Genomic DNA, 13,461 nt, shown 5'->3' with positions numbered 1-13,461 from the left:
AGCCCACTTTTCTCTTGAGTGATCACGTCCCTCTGTGAGGAAATCAGAGCAATGTGTGCTGGTTTCGCGGAATCCGGCCGGCTCAGAGGAGGTCGAGGATGGCCTCGGCCGCGGCGTGGGAGTCGCACAGAGTGGTGGCGTTCGTGCCCGGATTGGCCGCGATGGCCAGCCCCCACTGCATCGCCGAGAGTTGGATCGACAGCGCGAAGCGCCGCGGGTGCACGGTGCCTTCGACGTCGATCGTGCGATAGGGCCGCGGCGTGAGCGCGAGCCCGTTGAGGAGCTTCTCGCGACCGTCGTCCAAGGTCAGCCGGGCCGCAGTGATCTGACCGCGATCGAGCATCCCGTGCAGGAGGACATCGGCGGCGCGCGTGATCGAATTCGTCGGTGAAGCCGCGTCGATGACCACGCTGCCGGTGACCTGGCCCTTCACCTGCGCCGAGGTGACCCTGAAGATCTGCGGTCGCGCGTCGGAAGGCGCGGCGCCCCGTTCAGGGCTGTCGACGGTGCCTGCGTCGTCCGCGATCACATCGTACGCGTGCGCTCCATCCGCGTGTGCGTCGTCCTCGTTCGCTTCGAGGCGCATGTTCGGGCCGACGAAGGTGACGATTCCGGCTTCGGCGAGGGCGAGGAGTTCGGCGATGCGCTGCGGGGGAGGGCCGTCGCAGATCCCGGAGACGAAGCTCTCGAACCAGCCGCAGATCTCCATGTCGATGCTGACCCGGTCGATGTGTCCGGCCGCGATGAGCTCCTTGAGCAGCAGCCTGGACTGCCAGAGCACGTTGAACAGCGACTTCACGGGGCTGCCGGTCGGGCCGGCGAGGGAGTCGTGGAGGTCGGTGCGGAGGAAGTCGAGCATCCACTCGTGCAGGGAGTCGGGAGCCCCGGGTTCGCGGGAGTCGAACTTCCGTCCTTCGAGCGGATCTAGCAGCGCGTGCAGGGACATGCGGTGGGCGGGGTCCGGGACGAGTCCCTCTTCGATCTCCGACCAGGCGAAGGCCTCACGGGTGACGCGACCTTGGCGGGCAGCCTCGGCCTCGGAGGCGGCATCCGGGTGGGTCTCCTGCCAGGTGCGCCTCGTCAGGTGACGGGACACCGCTTCGGCGATGGCCTCACGCAGCTGTCCGGGATCACCGGCGAAGGCCTCGGGGCTGACCTCGGAGAGGGTGCGGTAATAGCCGAAGCGGAGATCGGCGAGGATGAGCGGCCAGAGCTGGTCGTTGAAGCGGGCCCCGGCCTTCCGCTCGCCGTCGAGGCCCTCGAGCCCGGCCAGATGCGCGATGTTGTCTTTGGTGAAGTAGCGCAGAGGCCAGGGAGCGCGGGGGTGATCGTCACAGATGGGCTTGCTGCGATAGGGGACTCCCCGGCGTGAGCCGAGTGCGAGGAAGGGCTCCTCGCCGCTGGGGATGTAGCGGAGTTCGCCGGCGGCTCCGGCCCCGCTCCCGTCCACCGGTACGAAACTGCCGCCGCGCTCGTGGGTGAACAGCGTCTGCAGGTCGAAGTAGTTGAGCCCCATGCCGCGGACGATGACACGGCTGTCGGGGGCCACCTCGGCGACGGGGGCTTCCGCGGGCAGACCCTGGGGCAGGTACAGCCCGCCCGAGCGCTGGGCGAAGGTGGCAAGCCGCGCCCGCTCCTCCGTTTGGGCGCTCGGGATGTGGCCGACGGCGAGGACGACCGCGAGGGCGATGATCGTGGTGCCGTCGGCGCAGCGGACGAGCTGCGGGGGCACGGGGTCGGACGCGGCGTCGACACCGCCCGGTGCGTCGTCGAAGGGCTCGAGCGGGGGCAGGTCGATGATCGATTCGACCGTGGTGGGGTGTTCGACGATGTCGATGAAGTCCGGCGCGGCCGCACGGATGCGGGTGTAGGCGTCGCGGAGGTAGCGGCCGTAGAGGGCGCGGCTGGGGAACGTCGAGTCCACGGGCTCGGTGCCGCCGTTCTCGCGATACCACTCGGCCATCGACGGTCCGGTCGGCACATCCTCGGCGTCGAGGAAGTCGCAGCTCTGATCGGGGAACACCGTCTGCTCACCGATCGTGGTGTTCATCAGCAGCGTCTCCGGCTGGTCGGTGCGCCAGACGATTCCGGCGCCCGGCGGGTATGGGTCGATGAGGTGGATGACGAGGGCCGGCTCGGCGGAGCCGCCGGAATCGGCATCGGCGACACGCTTCGCCGCCAGTGCGGTGAGCCGCTCGAGGATGGTGAGTCCACGCGGACCGGCGCCGACGATGACGACTGCGGGGGCCTCCTCGGCGCTCAACCCTGGTCTCCGGCGTCCGGACCCGGGTAGCCCGGGAACGAATCGCCGGGCTTGAAGCCTTGCGGGTAGCACTTGCCTTCGGTATTGGGTTCGCCCGGGACCTCGGATTCGGACGAGTCTGCGCCCTCGTCACCGGTGTCGCCGGCGGCGGTGTCGGTGGTCTCCTTGTCGCTGGCCTCGTCCTCGGAGGACTCCTTCTTATCGGAGCTGTCGCTGCCGTCGTTGGTCGGCTGCGGGGTCTCTTCGCCGTTCGAAGCGCCCTTGACCTCGCCGAGGATCCACTTGTGGAGGACGTCGAAGTCGGGGTTGTAGGTGGGGGTGACGTCGTTGTTGATCTGGACCGTCGTCACATCGCCCTTCTGCATGGCCACGGCGAGCTCGATGAAGGCGGGGATCTCGTTCTGCGGAATCGAGGTCGCAATGTTCTTCGTCGCCGAGTTCGCGAGCTTCGGATAGGCCGCGGCCAGCTCCTGCGGGTCGATCTGCTCGAGCGTGGTCTTGAGCATGCGCTGCTGGCGGCACATGCGGTCGTAGTTGTCGCTGCCCTCACGGGAGCGGACGTACCAGAGTGCGTCCTTGCCCTTGAGTGTCTGCTCGCCGGGATCGACCCAGCCGTAGACCTTGTTCGGGACGCCGGACATGGATTTGCCGCCGCCCATCGGGATCGGACGTTCGACGTCGATCTTCACACCGCCGATGGCGTCGACGACGTCTTCGAACCCGGCCATGTCGACCGAGGCCCAGTAGTCGAGGTTGAGACCGAGGGACCCCTGCACGGCCTGCATCGTCGCCCACATGCCCGGCTCGAGCCCGTGCGTGTCGCCGATGGCGTCCTGGTTCTGCTCGCCCCACTGCCAGACGGCGTTGATGAGGTCCTCCGAGGAATCGCCGGAAGGACGGAATCCGTCGGGCCAGGCCTTTGCGAGTTCGCTGCCTTCCGGGAAGATCGGGAAGGCGAGGTTGCGGGGCACGGAGATGAGCGCGGCATTGCCGGTCTTCGTGTCGATCGAGGCGACGAGCATCGTGTCCGGGCGAGTTCCCTCACGGTCATCGCCGTTGTCTCGACCCATCAGGAAGACGTTGATGTAGGGCTTGTCCGCCCACAGCTCATCGGCTCCCATGGATTTGCCCGTGCTGTCGCCGAACAGGCTGGAGACGGTCGAGGACTGCACCCGGGCGTAGACCGATCCGACGCCCAGCGGGATGCCGATGATGAGCGCCAGCGAGACGACGAGCACTCCGGCCAGCTTGTTCTGCCAAGGCGTGTACCTGTGCCCTCGCCGCAGGCCCAGGTGGGAGACGACGATGACGAGGATCCAGACGACCCCGACGACGACGGCCGCGATCGCAAGGAAGTTGAGCAGGGAAGGATTGCCGACGACCATGCTCACGGCGCGAACCGGGCCTTTGATGAGCAGGTAGAGCAGACCGCTGACGATCGCGAGGGCGAAGAGCCCGAAGATGATGAGGCCGGCCGGGCGGAAGCGAGTGCGCAGCAGTCCGACGCCGGGCAGCAGGGTGCTCAGTGACGTCCAGCCGACAAGGCCGGGAAAGGCCTCGCCGAGGCGGGAGGAATGGCGTCGGGCCCGTGCCGGCTCGTGCTCGGCCGGGGAGCGGTCGTCTGTGCGATCGGTGCCGCGGTCGTTGGCGGCGCGGCGATCGGCCCGGTCGTGCGAAGCGTTGCGGGCTGCGTTGTGTGCCGCGCCGGCGGTGCCGGCTGCCGCGGCTCCCGCTCCTGCTCCGACTGCGGCCGCTCTGCTCTTGCTGCCGGCGCCGCCGCGTCGGGAGCTGCGTGAGGACGAAGCAGCGCGGCGATCACGGCGGGTCGGGTAGGACTCGTCCGCGGACTCGGGACGTCGGGAAGAATCATTCGCCGAGGCTGCGGTGGTGGGGTGCTGCCCCGTGGAGAAATCGTCGCCGGACGCCTGCTCGGTCGAATCGGCGGCAGCGGCGACACTTGCCGCGGATGCTCCGTTGGCGGCTGCCGCGCGCAGCATCCTGGCCTCGCGTCGGGTGCGCGGTGCCACCGGTCGCGGAGTGGGTGCCTTGGAGCTGTCGGTGTTCTGGCGTTCGCGTCCGAGACCGCTGCCCGAAGCGTTCGGGCGGCTGTGGGAATTCCCGGCAGCAGACCGGCCGGGGTCGGAGGCTCGCGGTGTCTGAGAGTTCGAGGACTGAGGTGTGGAGGGGCGAGAAGTGTGCGAACTGTCGTCGCTGGCGGCGGCATCGCCGCGGAATCGGGGTCGAGCAGAGGCACGGAGACGGCGACCTGCAGCGGGAGAATCGGGGTCGTTCCCATTCGGTCCATGCTTGTCAGGGGGAATCTCTGGCAAGTTCTCTACTCCTCAAACTTCACTTCTCGTGCCGGTCGGTCCGCTCATCGCGCTGGGTCTTCGGTGCAGGAGGCAACCATGGAACATCACGTTCCCAATGACCGTCAGTGAGCAGACCGCAGAGCACTTCAGGTTGATTTTACGCCCGTAGATTGATGAATGCTGGAATTCGCGTGCACGCAAGCAGTGGAAAGGGACTCCCAGCGCCGGTCTGAGGCCGATCGGCGGACGTGATCGATATGAGCAAGGCCACTCTTCGCGCCTGCACTTTGCCCTCGGCGGGGACTTTCGCATAGGCTGTTCTCGTAGTGCCGACTGCGGATCCGAAGCCCTCGAATTATAGGGGGATCGGGTCAACGATTTGGAGTCGTGGCTGAGCGGCCGAAAGCGTCACCCTGCTAAGGTGAAGTCCCTTGAACTGGGGACCGTGGGTTCAAATCCCACCGGCTCCGCGTTGTGGGAAGCCCCCGCGATCCTCTAGAAATAGTGGATCGCGGGGGTTTCGTCTGTCCAGAAATAGGCGCTTGTCCACATTTTTCCGACACTCTCAATGTAGTGCCGCAACCCTCGCGGCTTCCATCGCCTCGGCGACGACCTCGAGATCCGAGTCGAACAAGTCGCTGCACGCGTCAGGATCGATCTAGTGGCCGTATTCGTCCCACGCCGCGTCATCGGTCATGCGGTGGCGTGGGACGATTCTCGTTTCCGGCCCGGTCGTGCAGCAATTGTTCGGCGACCTCCGAGCAGATTAGGGCCTGAATCTGCTCGGAGGTAGCCGAACAATCGACCTGAGCGCCGCAAAACTGGTGATCGAAGCGGCTGCGGCCCATGGACCGAGCCAGGGCCCTCGCCGATGTCCTGACCTCGGGAGACGCAGACCTCAAGGTCTAGGCGGTGGGGCACGGTGAATCCGACCCTGTGGCGTGGAATGGCACCGAGGCTGACGACGATCCGGAGGGCCGAGCGAAGAACCACCGGGTGGAGCTCCGCTGCGACGGCTGAGGCGAGCCCGCTGGTCGGAGTCCGTCTCGTCCCCTAGACTCGGGTTGTCAGTCAATCCAAGAATGTCTGACAAAACCACAGTCACACGACGAGGATGGAGGACGGCGATGAAGATTCTTTTGGTGGGATCCGTCGGACATGTCGGCGGCGTCGCACGCGCCGAATTCGAGAAGCGCGGACACGAGGTCATCGGCGTCACCCGCTCGACCGACCCTGCGGTCGACACCTCCGACCCCGAATCGATCTCTCGTCTGCTCGCGGCCGTGGGCACGGTCGATGCGATCATCGTCGCGGTCGGTTCGGCCGCATTCAAGCCCGTGACAGAGCTGACCCGTGAGGACTACCTGGAGGCACTGACCTCGAAGACCCTGGGCCAGGTCGAGTTCGTCACCCAGGGCCTCGACCACCTCAGCGACGGTGGTTCGATCACCTTCGTCACCGGAGTCCTCAGTCGCGAACCCGTACCGACCGCCGCCGCGGCCGCTCTGGCCAACGGTGCCGTCGAATCCTTCGTCATCTCCGCGGCCCCAGAGCTGCCTCGCGGCATCCGCATCAATGCGGTCAGTCCGAACGTGCTCGCGAACTCGCCGCACTATCACGATGCCTTCGCCGGCATGGTCCCCGTGACCGACGAGCAGGTGGCCACCGCCTTCGTCCGGTCCGTCGAGGGCAATGTCACCGGCCGCATCATCGCGGTCTGAAGACTGTGAGATGAGGACCGCGAAATGAGGATCGAACCGTGAAGCCGTCGAAGCCGGAGGCCGCGTCGGGCGAGCGAACGGCGGCGGGCGAACGAGCCGCAGTGCGCACCCCGGCCTCGAACACTGAGCGACGACAGCGCGTGATCGACGAGATCAAACGGCGCATCGTCCTCGGCGAGATCCGTCCCGGCCAGCGCATCATCGAAGCCGAGCTGACCTCGTCCCTCGATGTCAGCAGGCCGACCGCGCGGGAAGCGCTCAACCAGATGGCGCGTGACGGGTTCCTCATTCAGGAGGCCTATCGAGGTCTGCGAGTGGCGAACATCGAGGTCGAATCCCTCCTCGAGATCGCGCGTGTGCGCGTCGCACTCGACTCCGAGGCGATCGCCGAGATCCTCGCGGACGACACGGGTCAGAGGCTCGCGCATCTCGAGGATGTGTGGACCGAGTTCGAGCAGATCGGCGCGGACTCGGACCCCCTGGCGCTGCACCAGGCGCACGTCCGCTTCCACCGGGGCATCTGGGAGGCCTCGGAGAACTACCTGCTGATGCGGATCTGGCCTGTGGTCGAGGCGCAGATGACGCTCATCCTCGCTTACGACCAGTTCACCCGCCGGGATGCCGGACGGGCGCATGCGATCCACGCTGCGCTGATGTCGGCCATTCGCACCGGAGACAAGGCACGGATCGCGACCGCTCTCGACGTCCACACCATGGACAGCGCCCAGGAGCTCGCCTTCCTCATCGCTGGCTCCTCCGGCGCCGGCTGAGCGCCGGATCCTTCGGCAGAACCCCGGATCGTGCACTGCGAGTGCGCGATCCGGGGTTCTCTGTCTGCGCTCACCGGGCATTTCCTTGGTGATCGCTCTGTGTTCGACAAATCCGTGCATTCCTTATTGACGCGCCCGTGGGCATTGCGTAGCGTAGCCATCAAGTGATTGTCATACAATCAGATTGCGTGGTTGAGGCCGCGCCCGCAGTCGGCAACGGAGTACAGCAAAGGGGATACGGATGAGAACTGTCATCGTCGGGGGAGGAGTCGTCGGTCTGGCAACCGCCTATGAATTGGCTTCCGCCGGAGTCGAGGTCACCGTGCTCGAGGTGGCGAAGGCCGGAGCCGGTGCTTCGCACGGCAACGCCGCCAAGATCGCCCTCGCCGAAAGCAACCCGGTCCCCGCACCTGGAGTCCTCCTGCAGGGCATCAGGTGGATGCTCAAACCCGATAGTCCGCTCTCGATCCATCCTTCGGTCGCGCCCGGTTACTTGAAATTCCTGCTGCGGATGGCCATGCACTGCAACGCCCGCGACTTCGCAGCCGGACTCGATCTGCACCTGCGCCTCGGTGACGACGCCAACGACCTCTTCGACGACTACCAGCGGCAGGGCATCGACTTCGAGATGCACGATCGGGGAGTGCTGCTCGCCTTCGAGACCAAGGAGCGCTTCGAAGAGCATGCCGAGAGCCTGGAGGCATTCGAGGCCGCCGGCCACATTCCGCAGCGGCTCCACGGCGACGCGGTCCTGGAGGCCGAGCCCGCACTGAGCGATCGCCTCCGCCACGGACTCTTCTTTCCGAACGATCGACAGATCGAACCCGATTCGCTCACCCGAGCCCTGGTGGCCAAGATCCGCGAACTCGGAGGAACCGTCCGCGAGGACACCGGCGTCAGCGGGTTCGTCCGCAGCGGCGACACCGTCACCGCAGCGGTCACCGACGATGCCGAGGTCCTGCGCACCGACTCCGTCGTCATCGCCGCGGGGGTCCCGACCGGGGCCCTGAGCGCGAAGCTCGGACAGAGGCTGCCGATCTATTCCGGCAAGGGCTACAGCATCGACTACAGTCCGGCCCCGGTGCAGCTGAAGACCTCGCTGACCCTCGAGGACGCCCGCGTCGCTGTCACTCCGCTGGACGGCACGCTCCGCCTGGCCGGAACCATGGAATTCGGCAGCAGAGACGATTCGGTCAACGAAGTCCGTGTCGAAGCGATCCGTCGCGCGGCCCGCGAGGCCTTCCACGGCTGGGGCGACGGTCCGGGGGAGAAGACCCCCTGGGCCGGTTCACGCCCGATGACTCCGGACGGACTTCCCGTCATCGGACCGCTGACGAGCGCGAAGAATGCCTTCGTCAACTCGGGACATTCGATGCTCGGACTCTCACTGGCCCCCGCCTCGGCGAAGGTGCTCACCGACATCATGCTCGACCGGCCCTCGCGCTTGGGCGCCGACCACCTGGCCCAGGTCTCACCGAACCGATTCTGAGCCCCAGCGGCCACTCCGCAACTGACCCACCTCACCCCGCACCACATCCACATTCGAAAGGCAGACTCCCATGTCCTCCACATTCACCGGCATCCTCGCCGCCTGTGTCACTCCCTTCACCGCCGACGGGTCCGAGATCGACCTCGCCGGCATCCGCGCCCAGACCGCTCACATCATCGACGCCGGCGTCAACGGCCTCGTCCCCGGAGGCTCGACCGGCGAATTCACCGCCTTGACCATCGCCGAACGCAAGGCCTCCAACCGGGCCTACATCGAGGCGGCCGCCGGGCGGGTGCCCGTCGTGGCCGGCACCGGAGCCCCGAGCACCGCGGAGACGATCGAGCTGAGCCGGGATGCCGAGGCGGCCGGCGCCGATGCACTGATGATCGTCCCGCCCTTCTACGACACCCCCGCCTTCGACGAGGTCATCGCCCACTATTCGGCGATCTCGGAGGCCGTGAACATCCCCATCATGTTCTACAACATCCCCGCCGCCACCGGACTCGAGCTCAGCGCCGAACAGCTCGGCCGCCTCGGCGCCGAAACCGGGGTCACGAGCTACAAGGACACCGGCGGCGACTTCCCGAAGTTCACCGAAGTCCACTTCGATCACGCCGATGACATCCAGGCGCTCAACGGCTGGGACACCCTGACCTTCGCGGCGCTGGCCCTCGGCGCCGAGGCGGGAGTCTGGGGCGCGGCCAGCGTCATCCCGGGGCTGTGCGCCGATCTCTATCAGGCGGTCGCGGTCGATGCCGACCTCGCCCGGGGACGCGAGCTGTGGGCGAGAATCAACCCCATCTGCGTATTCCTCGAATCCCACAACTATGCCTGCGCGATCAAGACCGGTCTAGAACTCGTCGGCGTCCCCGCCGGCCCCACGCGAGCCCCGGTCCAGCCGCTGGCCCCGGAGTATCGTGAGGAGTTCAGAGGCCTGCTGACCGCCGCCGGCGTCGAGACGCACGCCTGAGTCGAAGGGGACACACGCATGACGAACAGGCAGCTCATCCAAGCGGTTGACGTCCACGCTGCCGGGGAGCCCGGACGCGTGCTCATGGGCTCGGGTCTGCGGGTCAGGGGCTCGACGATGGCCGAGCGTCTGCGCTACTGCGAGGAGTACCTCGACGATCTGCGCACCTTGGTCCTGCAGGAGCCGCGCGGCTATCCGGGGCTCTGCTCGCCGATCATCGTGCCCCCGATCGATGCCAGCTGCGACTTCGGGATGATCGTCATGGAGCAGGGCGGATTCCGCCCGATGTCCGGATCGAACCTCATCTGCGCCGTCACCGCCCTCGTCGAGACCGGAGCCGTCGACGTGGTCGAACCGGTGACCACCCTGCGCGTGGACACTGCGGCGGGCATCGTCACCGTCCGCGCCGAGGTGGAGGCGGGCCGGGCGAAGTCCGTGACCTTCGACAATGTCCCGGCCTTCGTCCACGGCCTCGACCTGCCGCTGGACGTGCCCGGCTACGGAACGATCCCCGTCGACATCGTCTTCGGGGGACAGTTCTACGTCCAGGCCAAGGCCGCCGACCTCGGAGTCGCGCTGGAACCTGAGAACGCGAAGACGATCATCCGAGCCGCCTCGGCGATGCGCCGTGCCGCCGACCTCGCCTTCGAGGTCGAGCACCCGCTCATCCCCGAGATCAACACGATCGGCCTGCCGATGCTCCACGGGCCGGCCGTGACCCCGGGCACCGATGGCCGCAACGCCGTGGTCCTGCCGAACGGGGAGATCGACTTAAGCGATGACACCACGTGGTCGGGGACGCTCGACCGGTCCCCGTGCGGGACCGGGACCAGCGGACGCGTCGCCGCCAAGCACGCCCGGGGCGAGTTGGCCGTCGGTGAGAAGTTCGTCCACGAATCGATGATGGGCACGACCTTCACCGCCGAGGTCAAGGAGACCACCAGCGTCGCCGGCCGGCCGGCGATCATCCCTTCGATCACCGGACGCGGGTGGATCACCGCGTTCACCCAGCTCGTCATCGAGCGCGACGACCCGTTCCCCGTCGGCTACACCGTCGGAGACATCTGGGGACTGGGCGTGGGAACGCTGACCGCCGAGGACTGAGCCGGAACTGCCGAGGGCTGAGCGCGAACGGCGGAGATCAGCCATTGGCGAGGAGATGAAAGACTCTGCAGAGAATCGTCGGTAAGAATCGAGGAGCGTTCATGAAGGCGAATGAAGTTACGGAGAAGCGGATCTCCTTTGTAGACCTGGTCGAGGTGATCGAAGCCCGACTCGTCGCGGCAGGTGCCTCCGAAGAGGTTGCGCGTGTCCTCGCCTTCAACTGCGCTTCCTGCGAACGCGACGGCACCCTCAGCCATGGGGTGTTCAGGGTCAGGGGATACCTTGACTCGCTGACCCGGGGATGGGCCGACGGCGCTGCCGTGCCGAGCATCGAGCGTTCCGGGCCGTCCTTCATCCGCATCGACGGACGCAACGGCTTCGCCCAGCCGGCATTGGCGGCGGCGCAGTCGCTGATCGCCGATGCGCTCGCCGAAACCGGGGTCGCCGTCATCGCCCTGCGCGATTCCCACCACTTCAGCTCCCTGTGGCCCGAGCTCGAGGGCTTTGCCCGGGACGGTCATGTGGCGATGGCGATGATCGCCAGCGGCAAGCTCGCGGTTGTTCCCGAGGGCGCGAGTCGGCCGGTGTTCAGCACCAATCCGTTCGGATTCGCCACTCCCGTCGCCGACGCCGATCCGGTGGTCTTCGACTTCGCGACCTCCTCGGTGTCCCATGGGGACCTGCAGCTGCTCCGCGCCGATGGCGAAGAGGCTCCGCCCGGGACGGGCGTCGACGCCGAAGGGCACGAGAGCACCGACCCCGTCGAGATCCTCGACGGCGGGGGCATTCGACCCTTCGGCGGACACAAGGGTGCCCTGCTGTCGATGATGATCGAGATGCTCGCGGCCGGACTGACCGGCGGCAGCTTCACCTACGAGATCGATGTCGAAGCGCCGGAGGGAGCCCACACCTTTCGGACCGGTCAGCTCTACATCGTCATCGACCCGCAGCGGGGAGGCAACGACGAATACCTCGCCCGGGTCAGGGCCTTCACCGACATGCTCAGGTACTCGGGGATGGAGCGCCTGCCCGCCGATCGACGTTATGCCAACCGTGCCGAGGCGGAAAGGAGTGGAATTCCGGTCACCGCAGACATCCGCGCGCTCCTGGACTGAGAGCTTGCGTGCTTCGTGCTGCGTGACGGGAATGTCTGTCCGCTCAGCCGTTCATCCGCCGCCACAGCAGCGCCACGTGCAGGGCCGTGCGGGATTCGGCATCATCGAGGGAGACGCCGAGGCGGTCCTGGATTTTCGCGATGCGCGCGTAGAGGGCGGGCCGGGAGAGAAACCTGGCCCTGGCCACCGCGGATTTGTTCCCGCCGTGGCTGAGGTAGAGCTCGAGGAAGTCGAGGAGTTCGGCATCCTCGTGGAGCGGGCTGAGCTCGCCGTCGGCGAAGGCCCGCAGCCGCGGATCGTGGCCGAGCAGCGAGAGCAGCCCGCGGAGCCGGACATCGGCGGACCGGTAGTAGGAATGCTCACGGACATCCAAGGTCGACGCCACCTCGGCGACCTGCGAGGCCGCCTCGAGCCCGGATACCGCGGTCAGCAGCGAAGAGCTCGAACGTCCCACCCCGGCGGCCCACCTCGGCTCCTCGTCCCCGAGCTCGCCGAAGAGTCGGTCGAGGACCCGATCCTCGGCGTCCTGTCCGGTATCGGAGTCCCCGCTGCCGAGAGCGAGGATGAGACCGAACGTGCCGGACTGCAGGCTCGTCGCCAGGCACGGCAGCCGCAATCGTGTCGCCGTGGCCACGAGCTCCTGCGTCAGTCCGCGCTCTCGCAGCTGGATCAGGGTGGGGTCCCCATCAGCATCCCGATCGAGTCGAATGACGACGGGCAGCAGTCGCGCCTCGGCCTCGGGTGCGAAGCCGAGTGAGAGTGCACGAGCGCGTGCCGAGCGTTCGTCGAGGCCCGTACCGTCGGAGATCTCCCTGAGCAGACCGCTTTGGGCCTGCAGGAGCAGGTCCTGCTCATCGCGGTCGGCCATCCGAGTTAGGGTCAGCGCCTCACCGGCCCGTTCGATGATCTGCGCGATCGCGCCGGTGTCGGCGGCACCCGGAACGACGAGGCGGCCCCAGCGACGCGCACGCAGACCGACGGGAGTCTGGTGCCAATGCTGTGCACCGGCCTCACCGCGACCGGCGACGAGGTCGGTCCAGTTCTGCACGAAGTCCGCGGAACCCGAACCGGCATGAGCCAGCACCCGATGGGCCACATCCTCGAGGACGACGGGAGCGCCGAGGAGGTCTGCCGTGCGTTCGACGATGGTCTGAGCGCCCGCCCGCTCGAGGCTCAGCCGCGTGTAGGTCTCGTGGATCTCCTGGGCACGTTCGAGGCGCGAGAGCTGCTGGCCGAGCAGGCGGCGGTGAGCGAACTCCGTGATCCGCACGAACTTGATCCGCTGGGGCAGCATGATCACCGGCAGCTCACGCCCCGCGGCGGCCTCGCGCAGCACCTCGACGGCGGCGGGATCCGGAGCGGAGTCCGCGTCGACGAGTTCGACGACCGTTCCCGCGGCGCCGACGCGCTCGAGCTGGTCGAGGAACTCCGCCACCGCGGCAGGGGAGTTGCGGAAGGTCTGCGCGGTGGTGAGCACGAGCTCCCCGCCTTCGAGGAAGCGCTCGACCTGTTCGGAATCGGCGATGTGGACCCAGCGGATGCCACGCTCGAGCTCCGCGGCACCGGCAAGGATCTCCGGCTCTCCGGTGCGGATCTCCTCGACCTCGAGGATCTCGGCCACGCTCAGCCCACCGGTCCCGTCATCTGCTCCGCTCATTGACACAGTGTAAATCAGAAGCATCGAATGCTGACATAGTGTATCTGTTGCCGTGAGCGG

At 67.2% G+C, this 13,461-nt stretch carries 9 protein-coding genes and 1 tRNA gene; 7 read left to right on the top strand and 3 right to left on the bottom strand.

Annotated elements, in window-relative coordinates:
* Window positions 1-82: 82 nt before the first annotated feature.
* Together CV023_RS11955 and CV023_RS11950 are read right to left on the bottom strand one after the other, a co-directional pair.
* Window positions 83-2,263, bottom strand: a complete 2,181-nt coding sequence (locus tag CV023_RS11955) for an FAD/NAD(P)-binding protein (protein ID WP_230745933.1) — start codon at window positions 2,261-2,263, stop codon at window positions 83-85.
* Window positions 2,260-4,290, bottom strand: a complete 2,031-nt coding sequence (locus CV023_RS11950; protein ID WP_230745932.1) for an LCP family protein — start codon at window positions 4,288-4,290, stop codon at window positions 2,260-2,262. Before CV023_RS11950 ends, CV023_RS11955 begins: the two co-directional genes overlap by 4 nt.
* A gap of 666 nt (window positions 4,291-4,956) precedes the next feature.
* On the opposite strand from CV023_RS11950, the gene CV023_RS11945 reads away from it, so the two are divergent.
* The 7 genes from CV023_RS11945 (at window position 4,957) to CV023_RS11915 (ending at window position 11,744) form a co-directional block, all read left to right on the top strand.
* A tRNA-Ser gene (locus CV023_RS11945) sits at window positions 4,957-5,045 on the top strand.
* Window positions 5,046-5,702: 657 nt separating this feature from the next.
* Window positions 5,703-6,296: a short chain dehydrogenase gene (locus CV023_RS11940; protein WP_230745931.1), complete on the top strand. Its 594-nt coding sequence runs from the start codon at window positions 5,703-5,705 to the stop codon at window positions 6,294-6,296.
* A 38-nt stretch (window positions 6,297-6,334) separates the two neighbouring features.
* Complete coding sequence (locus CV023_RS19030) at window positions 6,335-7,066, top strand: GntR family transcriptional regulator (RefSeq protein WP_230745930.1); 732 nt, start codon at window positions 6,335-6,337, stop codon at window positions 7,064-7,066.
* A gap of 241 nt (window positions 7,067-7,307) precedes the next feature.
* On the top strand, window positions 7,308-8,555 hold the full coding sequence (locus tag CV023_RS11930; RefSeq protein ID WP_230745929.1) for an FAD-dependent oxidoreductase: 1,248 nt from the start codon (window positions 7,308-7,310) through the stop codon (window positions 8,553-8,555).
* 70 nt (window positions 8,556-8,625) lie between these two features.
* Window positions 8,626-9,525: a dihydrodipicolinate synthase family protein gene (locus CV023_RS11925; RefSeq protein WP_230745928.1), complete on the top strand. Its 900-nt coding sequence runs from the start codon at window positions 8,626-8,628 to the stop codon at window positions 9,523-9,525.
* Window positions 9,526-9,543: 18 nt separating this feature from the next.
* Window positions 9,544-10,629, top strand: coding sequence for a proline racemase family protein (locus CV023_RS11920; RefSeq protein WP_230745927.1), 1,086 nt, complete (start codon window positions 9,544-9,546; stop codon window positions 10,627-10,629).
* 101 nt (window positions 10,630-10,730) lie between these two features.
* Window positions 10,731-11,744: an Ldh family oxidoreductase gene (locus CV023_RS11915; RefSeq protein WP_230745926.1), complete on the top strand. Its 1,014-nt coding sequence runs from the start codon at window positions 10,731-10,733 to the stop codon at window positions 11,742-11,744.
* Between the two features lie 43 nt (window positions 11,745-11,787).
* Here CV023_RS11915 and CV023_RS11910 read toward each other — a convergent pair whose 3' ends face one another.
* On the bottom strand, window positions 11,788-13,401 hold the full coding sequence (locus CV023_RS11910) for a PucR family transcriptional regulator (protein ID WP_230745925.1): 1,614 nt from the start codon (window positions 13,399-13,401) through the stop codon (window positions 11,788-11,790).
* Between the last annotated feature and the right edge of the window lie 60 nt (window positions 13,402-13,461).

This window comes from Brevibacterium sp. CCUG 69071 (assembly GCF_021023135.1).
In the GTDB taxonomy this organism is placed as follows: domain Bacteria; phylum Actinomycetota; class Actinomycetes; order Actinomycetales; family Brevibacteriaceae; genus Brevibacterium.
Note: the sequence above shows the minus strand (reverse complement) of the source record. Positions and strands in the feature narration are given on the sequence as shown.

Coding starts and splice junctions, on each gene's coding strand:
- CV023_RS11910 (WP_230745925.1), bottom strand. CDS start 13,401: ATGAGCGGAGCAGATGACGGGACCGGTGGGCTGAGCGTGGCCGAGATC.
- CV023_RS11925 (WP_230745928.1), top strand. CDS start 8,626: ATGTCCTCCACATTCACCGGCATCCTCGCCGCCTGTGTCACTCCCTTC.
- CV023_RS11930 (WP_230745929.1), top strand. CDS start 7,308: ATGAGAACTGTCATCGTCGGGGGAGGAGTCGTCGGTCTGGCAACCGCC.
- CV023_RS11915 (WP_230745926.1), top strand. CDS start 10,731: ATGAAGGCGAATGAAGTTACGGAGAAGCGGATCTCCTTTGTAGACCTG.
- CV023_RS11920 (WP_230745927.1), top strand. CDS start 9,544: ATGACGAACAGGCAGCTCATCCAAGCGGTTGACGTCCACGCTGCCGGG.
- CV023_RS11940 (WP_230745931.1), top strand. CDS start 5,703: ATGAAGATTCTTTTGGTGGGATCCGTCGGACATGTCGGCGGCGTCGCA.